This is a genomic window from Acidovorax cavernicola (assembly GCF_003581445.1).
On record NZ_QXMN01000011.1, the window covers coordinates 92,228 to 107,577 of the forward strand.

Genomic DNA, 15,350 nt, shown 5'->3' on the forward strand with positions numbered 1-15,350 from the left:
AGAGCGCGCTCAGGCCTTCAGCTTGAGCAGATAGATCAGCGGCCCGGCCATCGCCGTGTCGAGTTCGAGAAAGCTCTCGAAGTCCTTCCCCGCCATCCAGTATGGGTCCCAGTTGTTGCGCTTGATGGTCTTCTGCCAGAGGTCGTGCGTGGTGGCGCGTTGCACGGCTTCGAGCAGCTGGGCGCGGCGGTAGGGCGGCACCTTCTTGCCGGTCATCACGCCGCGCCAGTTGGCCAGGTCGGCGTCCACGCCCTGCTGGCGCACCGACGCAATGCCCTGGAACGGGTGCTTCGACGACACGCCGATGGCGCGCAGCTTGCCACTGGCGATGCTCTCTGCAAATTCGCTGTAGCCGGAGACGCCGGCCGCAGCCTTGCCCGTCTCGAGCGCTTCGACCACCTGCGCACCGCCGGGGTGCGGCTGGTAGTTCAGCGCGGCCGAGGCGCCGGCCACGCGCGCTAGCATGCCGGCGAACATGTGGTCCACGCCGCCGGCCGAGCCGCCCGCGATGACCGTGTTGGCGGCATCGGCGCGCAGCTGGGCGATCAGGTCCTTGGGGGTCTTGATGGGCGAGTCGGCTTTCACCGCCACCACCTCGTAGTCGCTGGTCAGCCGCGCCACGGGCGACACGTGCGCCAGCGTGATGGCGGGCTTCTGCAGCGCCACCGCGCCGACCATCACCATGCCGCTGACCAGCAGCGCCTCGGGGTCGGCGTCGTACTTCTCGACGTACTTGGCCAGCCCGATGGTGCCGCCCTTGCCGCCGATGTTCTCGTAGGTGACGTTGCCCACGGCGCCCGAGGCCAGCAGGGCGGCGCCCAGGGCGCGGCCGGTCTGGTCCCAGCCGCCGCCTTCGTTCGCGGGAATCACGATGCGCAGCTTGCTGCTGGCCGGCGCGTCGGCCGCCCGGGCGTTGCCGGCCCACAGCGCGGCCTGGCCCGCACCGGCAGCCGCGGCCGAGGCGGCCAGCCAGGAGCCGAAACGGCGGCGGGACAGGGGAAGAGCGGCGGCAGGCGGCAATGAAGACGGGCGCATCGTGTTTCCATTTGTGTGACACCTCGAATGATGTCCGGGAAACACGGCAATCCTGCGCATGCAGGCACAGGGAATAACCCTGAGGCGCGCAGCCGCCGGCCGCGCCGTTCTGCTACTGGGCCTACTGGAAAGCCACTTCCGCGAAGCTTCGCAGCTTTCGGCTGTGCAGCCGCGTGGTGCCTTCCGTGCGCAGGATCTCGATGGCCCGCATGCCGATGCGCAGGTGCTGCTCGACGCGCTCGCGGTAGAAGTGGTTGGCCATGCCGGGCAGCTTGATCTCGCCGTGCAGCGGCTTGTCGCTCACGCACAGCAAGGTGCCGTAGGGCACGCGGAAGCGGAAGCCGTTGGCCGCGATGGTCGCGCTTTCCATGTCCAGCGCCACCGCGCGGCTCTGGCTGAAGCGGCGCTGCGGCTGGTTGGCGGGCAGCAGCTCCCAGTTGCGGTTGTCGGTGCTGGCCACGGTGCCGGTGCGCATGATCTTCTTCAGGTCGGGGCCCTCGAAGCGGGTGACATCGGCCACCGCGCGCTCCAGCGCGAGCTGGATCTCCGACAGCGCCGGAATCGGCACCCACAGCGGCAGTTCCTCGTCGAGCACGTGGTCCTCGCGCACATAGGCGTGGGCCAGCACGTAGTCGCCCAGCTGCTGCGTGTTGCGCAGGCCGGCGCAGTGGCCCAGCATCATCCAGGCGTGCGGGCGCAGCACGGCGATGTGGTCGGTGATGGTCTTGGCGTTGGCCGGGCCGACGCCGATGTTCGTCATGGTGATGCCGCTGTAGTCCTCGCGCACGAGGTGGTAGGCCGGCATCTGCGGCAGGCGCGGCGGTGCGGTGCCCTGGCTGCCGTCCAGCAGGTGGGCGAAGGTGTCGCTGTGGCCGGCCGCCAGCCCGCGCCGGCGCGTGATCACGTTGCCGGGCTCGATGAAGGCGATGTACTCGCTGTTCTCGTCGGCCATGGCCTCGTGGCCCAGGCGCACGAACTCGTCGATGTAGAACTGGTAGTTGGTGAACAGCACGAAGTTCTGGAACCACTCGGGCGCCGTGCCCGTGTAGTGGCGCAGGCGGTGCAGCGAGTAGTCGACGCGCGCCGCCGTGAACAGCGACAGCGGCTGCGGCTCGCCCGGCAGCGCCTCGAAGGTGCCGTTGGCGATGCCGTCGTCCATGGCGCCCAGGTCGGGCAGGTCGAACACGTCGCGCATGAGGGCGCGGCGCTCGGCGCTCATGGTGCCTTCGATGTGGTCGTTCTCGGCGAACGAGAAGTGAATGGGAATGGGCTGCGTGCTGGTGCCCACCTCGATCTCGACCTGGTGGTTTTCGAGCAGCAGGCGGAACTGGTCGAGGTAGTAGCGCGAGAACAGGTCGGGCCGCGTCAGCGTGGTCTCGTAGCGGCCGGGGCCGGCCACGAAGCCGTAGCTCAGTCCGGCATTGGCCGGCGGCGTGTGGCGCGAGACGGTGTGGGTGTGCACCCGCACGAAGGGGTAGCAGGCGCGCACCCGGCCCGGCAGCGCCTCGCCGGCGACGAAGCGCAGCATCGACTCGCGCAGGTGGGCGAGGCCGCCCTGGTAGATGGCTTTGACCTGCTCGAGCGCCGCGGCGGCGTCGGTGAAGCGGGCGGGAGCGACGAAGGTGGGCATGTAGGGCATGCCGTCATTGTGCAATGCCGACGCCCCCGGAGATGCTTCGGCGGCAATCCGCCATTGCCCCTTCGCGGAACACCGCGGAACCGGCTTTGCCGGGCCGCAGGTGTTGCCCCCGGAAGGGGGTTGGCGCAGCGACACGAAGTGCGCGAAGCCTGGGGGAGAGCTACGGCCGCAGCAGGCAGGCCAATACCTTGGCCAGCATGTCGTCCACGCTGGCGGCCTGCACCGCGCCCGGCAGTGCGACGTCGCCGTGCATCACGAACACCGGCTTGCCCCATTTCAGGCCCATCGCCATCTCCGACAGCGTGCCCATGTTGCCGCCGATGGCGATCAGGCACACGCCGCTGCGCGCGATGATGCCGTTGCGCATCTCGCCCATGCCGGTGGGGATGGCCACGCTGAGCCATTCGTTGGCGTGGCGGTCGTCGTCCTCGGGCAGGATGCCCACGGCGATGCCGCCGGCTTCCACCGCGCCGCGCGAGGCCGCGGCCATCACGCCGCCACGCCCGCCGCAGACCACCGCCATGCCCGCGCCGGCCAGCGCATGCGCCACCGCATAGGCGGCCTCGCACTCGGCCGGCCCGCCGTCGCCGGGGCCGAGCATCGCCACCGGCTGGCGATGGCGCTGCGGCCCCCACTGCCGTTGCGCCAGGCGCGTCAGCGCCTCAGTGACCGGCGCCGACAGCACCGCGCTCGCGCCTTCGTGTAAAGACATCGCCCACTCCCATCACGACCACACACACCACCATCAGCACCAGCGACAGGGCCGCCGCCACCGCGAAATCGGAACCGCCGTCGCCCACCTGCGCGAGCAGCATCAGCGGCAGGATGTTCAGCTGCGTGCCCACCAGCGCCAGCGCCGTGCCGTAGGTGCCCATGGCAATCGCGGCCACCATGCAGGCGTTCGACAACACCGAGGGCAAGACCTCGGGCACCACCGTGTCCCAGAAGGCGCGCGCCTTCGAGGCGCCCAGCGTGCGCGCCGCCTGCGCCGGGCGCAGGTCGAGGTTGGCGAACACCGGGTACAGCGACAGCGCCACGCGCGGGATCAGGTAGTAGGCATAGGCGAAGCCCAGCCCCGACACGCTGTAGATCCAGCTGCCGATCACGGCCGGGTCGGCGCCCAGGCCCGCGAGCAGCTGTGTCACGAAGCCCGCGCGGCCGAAGGCGAGGATGAAGCCGTAGGCGATCACCAGGCCCGAGAACGCGAGCGGCAGGCCCAGCAGGGTCATCATCCATTGACGCCGGCCTTCGGGCTGGCGTGCGAGTTCGATGGCGATGCAGGTGCCCACCAGCGCCGAGATCGCGCCCGCCGCCAAGCCCAGGCCCAGCGTGTTGCGCAGCGCGCCGAAGAACAGCGGGTTGTCGAAGAGCCGACCGAAGGCGCTACCGCCCTCGCCGAAGGCCTCGGGCAGCAGCGCCGCCAGCGGCACCGCGAAGAAGAGCGCCATGAAGGCCCAGGCGGGCCAGGCGCCGAAGCGTCTCATCGCGGCCTACTTGCCCAGTGCTGCCAACGCCCAGAGCTTGTCGACCTCGGCCTTGCGCTCCGAGGCCTTCACCACGTCGAGCGGCCTGATCTGCGGCGCGGCGGGCATCTTCGCGGCCACGTCGGCGGACAGCGGCGTGCCCGGCACGGCCGGGCGCACGAAGCCCTGCGCGAACAGCGACTGGCCGGCCTCGCTCATGATGAAGTTGAGCCACAGCTTGCCGGCGTTGGGGTTCGGGCCGTTCTTCACGAGGCTGATGGCATACGGCGCGGCCACGCTGGCTTCCTTGGGGATCACGACCTCGACCGCGTCGCCCATGCCGTCGACATGCTTGGCTTTCAGGCCGTCGTTCTCGTAGCTGATCCACACCGGGATCTCGCCCTTCAGGAACTTGGCATACGGCGTGGTGCCTTCCACGCGCAGCACGTTGCCGGCCGCATGCAGTTTGCCCAGGTAGTCGGTGCCGGGCTGCACGTTGTCGACGCTGCCGCCGTTGGCGTACGCCGCGGCAAAGGTCAGCACCTGGCCGATGCCGGTGGAGCGCGGGTCGAGGTACACGACCGTGCTCTTGAACTCGGGCTTGAGCAGGTCGGCCCAGCCGGTGGGCACGTTCTTCACCAGCTTCTTGTTGACCAGGAAGGCGATGTTGAGCGTGTGGATGGTGAACCAGCGGCCCTCGGCCTCGCGGAACACCGGCGGCAGCCTGTCGAAGTTGACGGGCTTGAAGGGCGCGACCACGTCCTTCTTCGCGGCGTCGACGGCCGATGCGGCGAAGTAGTAGGCGGTGTCGGCCTGCGGACGGCGCTTCGTCTTTTCGAGCGCGACCACGGTGGCGGCCGAGCCGATGTCGTTGTAGGTCAGTTCGATCTCGGGGTAGCGCTTCTTGAAGTCGCGGAACAGCGACTTCCAGTTGGCCCACTCGGGGCCGGTGTCGAAGGAGACGCACAGGCCTTCCTTCTGCGCCTCCGCATAGAGTGCCTTCTCGCCCGCATAGAGCTCGGGGCCGTCGAAGGCGAAAGCGGTGCGTGCGAGCGCCAGCACGGGCAATGCGCCGGCGGCCTGGATCAGATGTCTGCGTTGCATGGTGGCTCCTTGGAGGAAAGGGCGGGTCAGTGGTCGAGTAAACGGAGGTGCTCGGGCGCAATGGCGATCGCTTCGGCGGCTGGCGCGGCCGACTCGGCAAGGAAGGGCTTGCCCGCGCCTGCCACGTCGAAGTCGTAGCGTGTGAGCGCGCCCAGGTAGCGCTGCGCGCCCGTGCGGCCGGCCAGGCGGTTCACGCTGTCCGGCGCCGGGTCGGGCTGGATGTGTTCGGGCCGCACCAGCACATGCACCGCGGTGCCGAAGGGGCGGGTGCCGGTCTCGGCGAAGAGTTCGGCAAAGCCCATGTCGAGCCGGCCTGGCGCTGCCACCTTGGCGGGCAGGATGGTCGAGAGCCCGACGAACTCGGCCACCGCGCGGCTCGCGGGGTGCTCGTAGATCTCGCGCGGGGTGGCGATCTGCAGCAGCCGGCCGTCTTTCAGCATCGCCACGCGGTCGGCCATCACCAGCGCTTCTTCCTGGTCGTGCGTGACCAGCAGCGTGGTCGCGTTGAAGCGCTGCTGGATCGAACGGATCTGGTCGCGCAGGTGGCCGCGCACGCTGGCGTCCAGTGCGGAGAGGGGTTCGTCGAGCAGCAGCGCACGCGGGTCGATGGCCAATGCGCGGGCCAGCGCCACGCGCTGCTGCTGGCCGCCCGAGAGCTGCGCGGTCGCGCGCTGCGCGAAGTCGCCCAAGCCGACGATGTCCAGCAGCTCCTGCGCACGCTGGCGGCGCTCGGCCGTGTCGACCTTGCGCAGCTTGAGCCCATAGGCCACGTTGTCGAGCACGCTCAGGTGCGGGAACAGCGCATAGCTCTGGAACACCATGCCGATGTGGCGCTGGTGCACCGGCGTGCGCGACATGTCGTCGCCGCCGAGCACGATGCGGCCCGTGTGGCCGGTCTCCAGGCCCGCCACCAGCTTGAGCAGCGTCGACTTGCCCGAGCCGCTGGGGCCGATCACCGCCACGAGTTCACCCGTGCGCACGTCGAGCGACACGTCGTGCAGGCCGTGCGTGCTGCCGGGGTAGTTGTAGCTGACGCTATCGAGGAGGAGGCTCATGAGGATTACGCGCGCTGCTTCACAAGGGAGGAAGAAAGAAGGGCCGACGCGCTCGCCAGCACGAGAAGGATCACCGTCGCCGCGCAGGCAAAGCCCGTCGCGCCGTAGAAGGCCTGCAGCAGCACCACCGGGTAGGTGCGGTTCTGGAAGCTGGTGAGCAGGTTCGACAGCCCGAACTCGCCCACCGAAATGGCCGCCACCATCACCAGCCCGCTGATCAGGCTCTGGCGCAGGCTCGGCAGCACGATGCCGATGAACTGCTGCCAGCCCGAGGCGCCGAGCGTGGCGGCCGCCTGTTCGAGCCGGCCGAGGTCCAGGTGGCGCAGGTCGGTCAGCAGCGTGTTCGTGAGATAGGGCAGCGTGAGGATCGCGTGGGCCGCGATCAGCAGCGGCATCGAGCCCAGCCAGGGGGCGAGGTCGGTGTTGAACACGATCATGTAGCCGAAGGCCAGCGTGATGGTCGGCACTGCGACCGGCGTGGCGCTCACGATGCGCGCCGCGAGGCTGCCGCCGCGCCGCGCGCCGTGGTACAGCGCATAGGCCAGCGGCAGCGCCAGCACCGTGTTGATCGCGCAGGCACTCATCGCCACCACCAGGCTGCTCACGAAGGCCTTGCGAAACGACGTGTCCAGCCACAGGTCGAGGTACCACTGCCCGGTGATGCCCGTGGGCAGCAGCGTGTTGGTCCAGTTGCCGCCGAAGCTGCCGATCATCAGCAGGGCGATGGGCAGCAGCAGGTACAGGCCGTAGACGAGCGAGATGCCGCGAATCAAGGGGTGTCTCCGAATGTCTTGTGCAACCGGCATACTTTCCGGATGCTCTACTTTCTGCGCACGGCGGATTGCCGCGTTCCAGAGAATTCTAGGAAGCACATGCACACTTATGGGTGAAAGTTGGATGACGACGCTTGAGCAATCGGAAAGTGTTTTTCACACGACTTTCATCAATCGGAGCCAGGCATGAAACGCGACTGCCCCACCATCCAGGAACTGCTGGCGTTCGACGCCGTGGCGCGCCAGCAGAGCATCACGCTCGCGGCGGGTGCCCTGTGCATCACCGTGAGCGCCGTCAGCAAGCAGATCGCGGGGCTCGAGGCATTCCTCGGCCGCGAGCTGTTGCAGAAGAACGGCCGCGGCGTGCAGCTCACTCCGCAGGGGCGCGTGTACTGGCAGAAGATCTCGGGCGGCCTGCGCGCCATCGAGACCGCGACCTTCGAGGCGCGCTCGGGCGATGCCGGCGCCGGCTTGCTCACGCTGGCGAGCGTGCCCACCTTTCTCACCAAGTGGCTCATTCCGCGCCTGCCGGCCTTCAGCCAGAAGAGCCGCCACGTGATGCTGAGCTTCAGCCGGCACCTGGAGCCCAGCGACGGCATCCCGGCCGGCGTGGATGCCGCCATCCGCTACGGCCCCGATGGCTGGCCCGGCGTGGTCTCCGAATACATCGCGGGGCGCGAGTTCGTGCTGATCGTGGCGCGTGCGCTGGTCGAGGGGCGGCACCGCATCGCGCAGCCCATCGACATCGTCGGCCACACGCTGCTGCACCACGAGGGCGCGCCCACCGCCTGGCGCCAGTGGGCCGCGCAGCACGGCGTGCCCGAAGTGCAGACCGTGGCCGGCCCGCGCTTCGCGCAGTACTCGGCGCTGATCCAGGCAGCGCTCAACGGCCTGGGCATCGGGCTCGTGCCGAAGCTGCTGGTGCAGGAAGAGCTGGCCGAAGGCGCGCTGCTGAGCCCTTGCGGCACGCCGGTGCGCGTGGACCAGGGCCACTATCTCTGCTACCGGCCCGACCGCCTCGACCTGCCGGCCTTCGCGGCGTTTCGCGAATGGATCATGGACGAAGGGCTGAAGTCGCGCGGCGTGGAGACCGAGGCATGAACCTGCGGTCTTCGCTACCCTCCGTCAACGGAACAACCAAGGAATCGAATCGATGAAAGTCGCAGTCATGGGAGCCGGCGCCGTCGGCTGTTACTACGGCGCCATGCTGGCGCGCGCGGGCCACGAGGTGGTGCTGATCGGGCGGCCTTCGCATGTGGAGGCGGTGCGCGCGAACGGGTTGCGGCTGGAGACGAAGACCTTCGACGTGCAGGTGCCGCTCGACGCCAGCACCGAAGCGAGTGCCGTGCAGGGTGCCGACCTGGTGCTGTTCTGCGTGAAGTCCACCGACAGCGAATCGGCCGCGGCGCAGATCAAGCCGCATCTCCTGCCCGATGCGTTGGTGCTCACGCTGCAGAACGGCGTCGACAACGACGAGCGCGTGCGCGCGGCGCTGCCCTCGCACGACGTGGCCGCCGCCGTGGTCTATGTGGCGACCGAGATGGCCGGCCCGGGCCATGTGAAGCACCACGGCCGCGGCGAGCTGGTGATTGCGCCGTCGCGCCGCAGCGAAGAGGTCGCGCAGGCATTGATCGCCGCCGGCGTGCCCACGCAGATTTCCGACAACGTGCGCGGTGCGCTGTGGGCCAAGCTGGTGCTCAACTGCGCCTACAACGCGCTGTCGGCCGTGTCGCAACTGCCGTACGGCGAACTCGTGCAGGGCACCGGCGTGACCGACGTGATCCGCGACGTGGTCGCCGAATGCCTGGCGGTGGCGAAGGCCGAGGGCGTCGTCATTCCGGGCGACGTCGATGCTGCCGTGCGCGCCATCGCGCAGACCATGCCCTCGCAGTACTCGTCGACCGCGCAGGACCTCGCACGCGGCAAGCGCAGCGAGATCGACCACCTCAACGGGCTGGTCGTTCGGCGTGGCGAGGCGCTGGGTGTGCCGACGCCGGCCAACCGGGTGCTGTTCGTGATGGTGAAGCTGCTCGAAGGCAAGCAGCAGAAGTAGCGAGACAGCGCTTAGCCGGGCATCGGCTCGCGCATCGTCACGAACTCTTCAGCCGCCGTCGGGTGGATGCCGATGGTGCTGTCGAAGATCGCCTTCGTCGCACCCGCACGCATCGCGACGGCAAAGCCCTGCACCACTTCACCCGCGTCCGCGCCCACCATGTGCAGGCCCACCACGCGGTCGCTCTTCTTGTCGACCACGAGCTTCATGAAGGTGCGCTCGCTGCGACCCGAGAGCGTGTGGCGCAGCGACTTGAACTCGCTCGAGAACACCGTCACGTCGCCGAACTTCGCGCGCGCGTCGAGCTCGGTGTAGCCGCAGGTGCCGATGTTGGGGTGGGTGAACACGGCGGTGGGGATGAACTCGTAGTCCATGCGGCGCTTGCCCTTGCCGAACAGCGCATCGACCACCACCATCGCCTCGGCCAGCGCCACGGGCGTGAGCTGCACGCGGGTCGACACGTCGCCCACCGCGTAGATCGACGGCACCGAGGTGCGGTAGTTCGCATCGACTGCGATCGCGCCCTTGTCGTCGACCTGCACGCCGGCCGCTTCGAGGCCCAGGCCCTTGGTGTTGGGCACGCGGCCCGTGGCGAAGAGCACCGTGTCGGCTTCGATCTGCTGCCCGCGCGCGAGCGTGACCGTGAGGCCGTCCGGTCCGCGCACGATGGAAGAGGCCTCGCAGTTCAGCCGCACATCGACGCCTGCCTTGCCCATCTCGTTCGCCAGGAACTGGCGCACGTCGTCGTCGAAGCCGGTGAGCAGGTGCGCGCGGCGGTGCAGCTGCGTCACCTTGGAACCCAGGCCGTTGAAGATCGACGCGAACTCGCAGGCGATGTAGCCGCCGCCCACCACCAGCAGGCGCTTCGGGAACGGATCGAGGTCGAACATCGCGTCGGAGGTCACGATGTGTTCGCGGCCGGGAATCTCGGGCACGAAGGGCGTGCCGCCGGTGGCCACGAGCAGGTGGCGCGCGGTGTGGCGCCTGCCTTCGATCTCCACCGTGTGGGCGTCGACCAGCTGGGCCCAGCCGGTGACGAGCGTGACGCCCGAGTTCTTCAGCAGCGAACCGTAGATGCCGTTGAGCCGGCTGATCTCTTTCGCGCGCTGGGTCTTGAGGTGGGCCCAGTCGAACTGGGGCGCCGACGGCAGCTTCCAGCCATAGCCTTCGGCTTCCTCGAAGGCCTCGGCATAGCCGGCGGCGTAGCTGTAGAGCTTCTTCGGGATGCAGCCCACGTTGACGCAGGTGCCGCCCAGCTCGGCGGCCTCGGCCAGCGCGACGCGCGCACCCGTTTGCGCTGCCATGCGCGCGGCGCGCACGCCACCGCTGCCGCCGCCGATGACGAAGAGGTCGAAGTCGAATGTGGACATGAGAGAACGCTCCTTGCGGCCGACTGTAGCGGCGGGTCGATGGCGGCGCTTCGGGCGGGGCCATGGCCTTGAAGCACCGCGGCCCGCGAGGGTCTTTGGCGAAGGGTGCTTGACCCTGAAGCTGCTTCAGGGAATCCACTGCAGTCAGGCCCGCGGGAATTCATCGCCACCGGCGACGTTGCCAACGGACCCGTTGCAAGACGCAAGGGAGAAACACATGGGCATGCTCGAACGACTCTTCGGTGGACATGGCGGCTCGCGCCACGGTGGCGGCGGCGGACACCACGGTTCGCGAGGCGGCTACGGGTACGGGCGAGACGCGCCACCAGCGCCCCCGCCCGGGGGCAGCGCCTGCCCGGTCTGCCGAGCGGTGAACGCCGCCGGTGCGCGCTTCTGCCAGCAATGCGGCACCTCGATGCTGCCCGCGGCCTGCAGGCAGTGCGGCACGGCGATGGCGCCCGGCGCGAAGTTCTGCGCGCAATGCGGCCAATCGACGGAGACGGCGTCGCGCGGTTGACGCGTCCAAGGGGCCGGCCGACAGCGAGAATTCGCAATTGTCGGCAACAAGAGAGGGAGCCCCATGAAGAACGATTCCAACAGGACGAGGAAGCTCGGCACGGCACCGGCGTGGCTGTCGGGCCTGGCGCTGTGCGTCGTGGCCGTCGCGCCCACACCGGTCGGCGCACAGCTGGCGCGCAAGCCGTCGTACTACCAGCAACAGAATCAGCCGCAGCCCGAAGGCCCGGCCGCGCAGCTGGTGCCGCGCCCCGCCGTGCCCGCGTCGATGCCGGCGCTGCGCAGCCAGGGCGACTTCGACACGCTGGCGCGCGTCTACGACGCCGGCACGCCGATGCAGCTGGCCCACGTGCTGTTCGCCATCGACCGGCAGGCGAAGCCGGCGCGCATGCACTACATCGACACGCCGCGCTTCCAGCTGCACGTGCGCTTCCTGCGCGACACGCGCCTGACGCCCAACACCATCAAGCGCGAGATCGACCGCAACTACCTCGTGCCCGACCGCCGCTTCTTGTTCGGCACGCTGAGCTGGCAGCAGAACATCGGCACCTTCACCTACGAGTTCTGGGAAGGCGACCGGCTCACCGTGCCGCTGCTGCGCGAAGCCGAGGCGCAGGTGAAGGCCAGCTTCTTCGCGCCGGTGAAGTTCAAGACCAACTCCACGCTGCACGAACGCATCGCGAAGGAGGCCGGCATCGACTTCGTGAGCCAGGAGGCGTTGATCCGCGAGCAGCCCTACCTGCCGATGAACCTCGGCACCGCCACGGGTCGCGTGCGCATCGTGAACGATGCTTTCGGCCTGAATGCGCTGCTGCCCGACGACATCGCCGTGCTGCGCGAGGTGCCGATCAACCTGCCGCCGGTGGCCGGCGTGCTGACCGAGCGGCCGTCCACGGCGTTGTCGCATGTCAACCTGCTGGCCAAGGGCTGGGGCATTCCGAACGCTTACGTGCGCGATGCCGCCACGGTGCTGAAGGCGCAGGCGGGCCAGTGGGTGGCGCTGAAGGTGGCGGCTTCGGGCTACCAGCTGCGCCGTCTCTCGCCAGAAGAAATCGCCGCGCTGCCGCCGCGCGCGGTGCGTGCGGCCGCTACCGGCGCACTACCGGGCAGCGGCAAGGCCGCGAAGCCTGACCTGCGCGAGACGCGCCTGCTGCCGCTGGCCTCGCTGCGTGCGCGCCACAGCGTGCAATGCGGATCGAAGGCGGCCAACCTCGGCGCCGTGCTGGCCGCGCGCATCCCCTCGACCACCGTGCCCGACGGCTTCTGCATTCCGTTCGCGCACTACGACCGCTTCATGCGGTCGAACGGGCTGGCCGAACGCATCGCGCGCATGCAGCAGCAACCCGGCTTCGCGGGCGACCCGCAGGTGCGGCAGAAGGCGCTGGCGCAACTGCGCGACGAGATCGTGCAGTGGCCGGTCGACGCGGCCACCGCGGCGGCCTGGCGCGCCGCATGGCAGTCGCAGCTGGGCGGTGGCGGCGTGTTCGTGCGCAGCTCGTCCAACTCGGAAGACCTGCCGGGCTTCAGCGGCGCGGGCCTTTACACCACGGTGCCCAACGTGAAGACCGGCGACGGGCTCGAACTCGCGGTGAAGAAGGTCTGGGCCTCGGTGTTCAACCCCGAGGCCTGGGAGGCGCGCAGCGCCGCGGGCTTCGGCGCCGAGTCGGTGCTGATGGGCGTGTTCGTGCAGACCGCCATCGATTCGACCAACGCCGGCGTGATGATCACCCGCGACCCCTTCGACGCGGGCCATCCGCACGTCACCTACATCTCGGCCAAGCGCGGCATCGGCATCCGCGTGGTCGAGGGCAAGCGCGTGGCGGAGCAGGTGATGTACTCGAGCTGGTCGAAGGCCATCCAGGTGCTCAGCCGCTCGGCCGAGGAGACGGCGCTGCAGCTGGACAAGGACGGCGGCGTGAAGGAAGTGCCCGTGGAAGTGGGCCGCCACGTGCTGACCGACGAGCTGGTGGTGCGGCTGGCGAACGTGGGCGCGGCGGTGAAGCGCACCTTCAACGCGGTCGATCAGGACATCGAGTGGGCGACCGTGGGCGACAAGATCGTGCTGCTGCAGGCGCGGCCGTATGTGGAGCGGCGGCGCTGACGCGAGAACAAGCCAACAAGCCGCGCTGTCAGCCCGGCGGGGTGCGCGGGCGATGGCCCGCCAGCGTGTTCAGCGGAATGCGCAGGTAGGCCACGCCGTTGTCGTCGGGCGGCGGCAACCGGCCGCCGCGCACGTTGACCTGGATCGACGGCAGGATCAGCGTCGGCACTTCGAGCGTGGCGTCGCGCGCGGTGCGCATGCGCACGAATTCGTCTTCGCCGATGCCGTCGCGCACGTGGATGTTGTGGGCGCGCTGCTGCGCCACGGTGCTCTGCCAGCGGGGCTCGCGCGTGGCGGGCGGGTAGTCGTGGCAGACGTACACGACGGTCTCGGGCGGCAGCGCGAGCAGACGGCGCATCGAGCGGTAGAGCTGGCGCGCGTCGCCGCCCGGAAAGTCGGCGCGCGCGCTGCCCAGGTCGGGCATGAACAGGGTGTCGCCGACGAAGACCGCGCCGTCGACGAGGTACGCCATGTCGGCCGGCGTGTGGCCGGGCACGCGCAGGGCCTGCGCTTCGATCTCGCCGATGCGAAAGCGCTCGCCGTCCTGGAAGAGGTGGTCGAACTGGCTGCCGTCGGGCAGGAAGTCGCGCTCCAGGTTGTAGAGGTTGCGGAAGGTGGCCTGCACCGTGCGGATGTGCTCGCCGATGGCGATGCGCCCGCCGGCCTGCGCCTGCACATGGCGCGCGCCCGAGAGGTGGTCGGCGTGCGCGTGGGTTTCCAGGATCCAGTCGACCTGCAAGGCCTGCGCGCGCACGTAGGCCAGCAGGCGGTCGGCCGAGACGGTGTCGGTGTGGCCGGAGCGGAAGTCGTAGTCGAGCACCGGATCGATGACGGCGGCGCGCTTCGTTGCGTGGTCCCAGACCACGTAGGACACCGTGCCCGTCGCGGGATCGAAGAACGCCTGGGTGGTGGCGCGGGGCGTGGTCATGGGTACTCCTTTCGCGAACGAGGTCTGACGCTCATTCAAGCGAATAATATTATATGGATTGATAGAATATAAATTCCCGAACTGACAGTGCCCTCATGAAGACCTCCACGCTCGTCATCGATCCGGCGCAACTGCGTGGCGCGGCCGGCCAGGCGGTCGCCGTGCTCAAGCTGCTGGCCAACGAAGACCGCTTGCTGCTGCTGTGCCAGCTCTCGCAGGGCGAGATGTGCGTGAGCGACCTCGAAAGTGCGCTGGGCATTCGCCAACCCACCTTGTCGCAGCAGCTCTCGGTGCTGCGCACCGAAGGCGTCGTGAACACGCGCCGCGAGGGCAAGAACATCCACTACAGCGTGGCCGACCCGGCCCTGCTCGAGATCCTCGCGGTGCTGTACCGCCTCTACTGTCCGAAGGAGAACTGAAGATGCCCACCATCGACTGGCTTCACTTCACGCCCTGGGCCGCACTGGCCGGCGGCGTGCTCATCGGTCTTTCCGCCGCGATGTTCGTGCTGCTCAACGGGCGCATCGCGGGCGTCAGCGGCGTGCTGGGCGGCCTGCTGCGCCCCATGAAGGGCGACGTGGTCTGGCGCGCGGCCTTCGTGCTCGGGCTGGTCGGCGCGCCGCTCGTGTACGGGCTGTTCGCCGTGCTGCCCGCGGCGCAGATCGACGCGGGCTACGGCACGCTCGCGCTGGCCGGTCTGTTGGTCGGCGTGGGCACGCGCTATGGCGCGGGCTGCACCAGCGGCCACGGCGTGTGCGGGCTGGCGCGGCGGTCGCCGCGCTCGCTGGCCGCCACGGTGGCATTCATCGCCGCAGGGGTCGCCACGGTGTTCGTGATGCGCCACCTGCTGAATCTGTGAACCGGGAGACCTGCCATGTGGACCCCCATCGCCTCTTTGCTCGCCGGCCTTGTCTTCGGGCTCGGCCTCATCGTCTCCGGCATGGCCAATCCGGCCAAGATCCTGGGCTTTCTCGACCTGGGCGGTGCCTGGGACCCATCGCTCGCCTTCGTGATGGCCGGCGCGGTGGCGGTGAGCTCCGTCGGCTTCCTGCTGGCGGGCCGTCGCAAGGACTCGCTGCTCGGCGGGCCGATCACGCTGCCCGGCGTGCGGCACATCGACCGCCGCCTGGTCGGCGGCAGCCTGCTGTTCGGCGTCGGCTGGGGCATCGCGGGCTTCTGCCCGGGACCCGCGCTGGTTTCGCTCGGCACGGGCGAGGTGAAGGCACTGGTCTTCGTGGGCGCGATGCTGCTGGGCATGGGCCTGTTCGAGCTGCTCGAGCGCCGCCGTTGAGCGCCCGGAGCCGATCGCTTGC

The 15,350-nt window shown here is 69.3% G+C and carries 16 protein-coding genes; 7 read left to right on the forward strand and 9 right to left on the reverse strand.

Annotated features, from left to right (window positions below; translation table 11 throughout):
- Positions 1–9 precede the first annotated feature (9 nt).
- The 7 genes from D3H34_RS11770 to D3H34_RS11800 all read right to left on the reverse strand — a co-directional run bounded on the left by D3H34_RS11770 (position 10) and on the right by D3H34_RS11800 (position 7,102).
- Positions 10–1,035 carry a Bug family tripartite tricarboxylate transporter substrate binding protein gene (locus D3H34_RS11770; RefSeq protein ID WP_205736714.1) on the reverse strand — a complete coding sequence of 342 codons (1,026 nt, stop codon included), beginning with the start codon at positions 1,033–1,035 and terminating at the stop codon, positions 10–12.
- 121 nt (positions 1,036–1,156) lie between these two features.
- Entirely contained in the window at positions 1,157–2,674 is a 1,518-nt protein-coding gene (locus tag D3H34_RS11775; protein ID WP_119553638.1) for an AMP nucleosidase, read from the reverse strand.
- 160 nt (positions 2,675–2,834) lie between these two features.
- A complete protein-coding gene (locus tag D3H34_RS11780) occupies positions 2,835–3,386 on the reverse strand; it encodes a TIGR00725 family protein (protein ID WP_119553639.1) in 552 nt (183 codons plus the stop codon).
- Positions 3,337–4,158 (reverse strand): ABC transporter permease, encoded by an 822-nt coding sequence (locus tag D3H34_RS11785; protein WP_119553640.1) that lies wholly within the window; start codon positions 4,156–4,158, stop codon positions 3,337–3,339. Before D3H34_RS11785 ends, D3H34_RS11780 begins: the two co-directional genes overlap by 50 nt.
- Positions 4,159–4,164: 6 nt before the next feature.
- Positions 4,165–5,241, reverse strand: coding sequence for an extracellular solute-binding protein (locus D3H34_RS11790; protein WP_119553641.1), 1,077 nt, complete (start codon positions 5,239–5,241; stop codon positions 4,165–4,167).
- 26 nt (positions 5,242–5,267) lie between these two features.
- Entirely contained in the window at positions 5,268–6,296 is a 1,029-nt protein-coding gene (locus tag D3H34_RS11795; protein WP_119553642.1) for an ABC transporter ATP-binding protein, read from the reverse strand.
- Between the two features lie 5 nt (positions 6,297–6,301).
- Positions 6,302–7,102 carry an ABC transporter permease gene (locus tag D3H34_RS11800; protein ID WP_119553643.1) on the reverse strand — a complete coding sequence of 267 codons (801 nt, stop codon included), beginning with the start codon at positions 7,100–7,102 and terminating at the stop codon, positions 6,302–6,304.
- 153 nt (positions 7,103–7,255) lie between these two features.
- Here D3H34_RS11800 and D3H34_RS11805 point away from each other — a divergent pair, with 153 nt between their 5' ends.
- Positions 7,256–8,170 carry a LysR substrate-binding domain-containing protein gene (locus D3H34_RS11805; RefSeq protein WP_119553644.1) on the forward strand — a complete coding sequence of 305 codons (915 nt, stop codon included), beginning with the start codon at positions 7,256–7,258 and terminating at the stop codon, positions 8,168–8,170.
- Between the two features lie 52 nt (positions 8,171–8,222).
- Positions 8,223–9,122, forward strand: a complete 900-nt coding sequence (locus tag D3H34_RS11810; RefSeq protein ID WP_119553645.1) for a ketopantoate reductase family protein — start codon at positions 8,223–8,225, stop codon at positions 9,120–9,122.
- An 11-nt stretch (positions 9,123–9,133) separates the two neighbouring features.
- Here D3H34_RS11810 and gorA read toward each other — a convergent pair whose 3' ends face one another.
- Positions 9,134–10,492, reverse strand: a complete 1,359-nt coding sequence (gene gorA, locus D3H34_RS11815; RefSeq protein ID WP_119553646.1) for a glutathione-disulfide reductase — start codon at positions 10,490–10,492, stop codon at positions 9,134–9,136.
- A gap of 223 nt (positions 10,493–10,715) precedes the next feature.
- Between gorA and D3H34_RS11820 the strand changes: the two genes are divergently transcribed.
- Both D3H34_RS11820 and D3H34_RS11825 read left to right on the forward strand, forming a co-directional pair.
- On the forward strand, positions 10,716–11,009 hold the full coding sequence (locus D3H34_RS11820) for a double zinc ribbon domain-containing protein (RefSeq protein WP_350308477.1): 294 nt from the start codon (positions 10,716–10,718) through the stop codon (positions 11,007–11,009).
- Positions 11,010–11,072: 63 nt separating this feature from the next.
- The gene (locus D3H34_RS11825) at positions 11,073–13,109 is read left to right on the forward strand and encodes a PEP/pyruvate-binding domain-containing protein (RefSeq protein WP_119553648.1); all 2,037 of its coding nucleotides are present in this window, start codon (positions 11,073–11,075) and stop codon (positions 13,107–13,109) included.
- 28 nt (positions 13,110–13,137) lie between these two features.
- Here the strand turns inward: D3H34_RS11825 and D3H34_RS11830 are convergent, their stop codons facing one another.
- Positions 13,138–14,037: an MBL fold metallo-hydrolase gene (locus D3H34_RS11830; protein ID WP_119553649.1), complete on the reverse strand. Its 900-nt coding sequence runs from the start codon at positions 14,035–14,037 to the stop codon at positions 13,138–13,140.
- Between the two features lie 95 nt (positions 14,038–14,132).
- On the opposite strand from D3H34_RS11830, the gene D3H34_RS11835 reads away from it, so the two are divergent.
- From D3H34_RS11835 to D3H34_RS11845, 3 genes are read left to right on the forward strand one after another with little or no spacing between them, the layout of a single operon-like run.
- Complete coding sequence (locus D3H34_RS11835; protein ID WP_119553650.1) at positions 14,133–14,456, forward strand: ArsR/SmtB family transcription factor; 324 nt, start codon at positions 14,133–14,135, stop codon at positions 14,454–14,456.
- 2 nt (positions 14,457–14,458) lie between these two features.
- Positions 14,459–14,896: a YeeE/YedE family protein gene (locus tag D3H34_RS11840; RefSeq protein WP_119553651.1), complete on the forward strand. Its 438-nt coding sequence runs from the start codon at positions 14,459–14,461 to the stop codon at positions 14,894–14,896.
- A gap of 15 nt (positions 14,897–14,911) precedes the next feature.
- Entirely contained in the window at positions 14,912–15,328 is a 417-nt protein-coding gene (locus D3H34_RS11845) for a DUF6691 family protein (RefSeq protein ID WP_119553652.1), read from the forward strand.
- Positions 15,329–15,350: the final 22 nt, after the last annotated feature.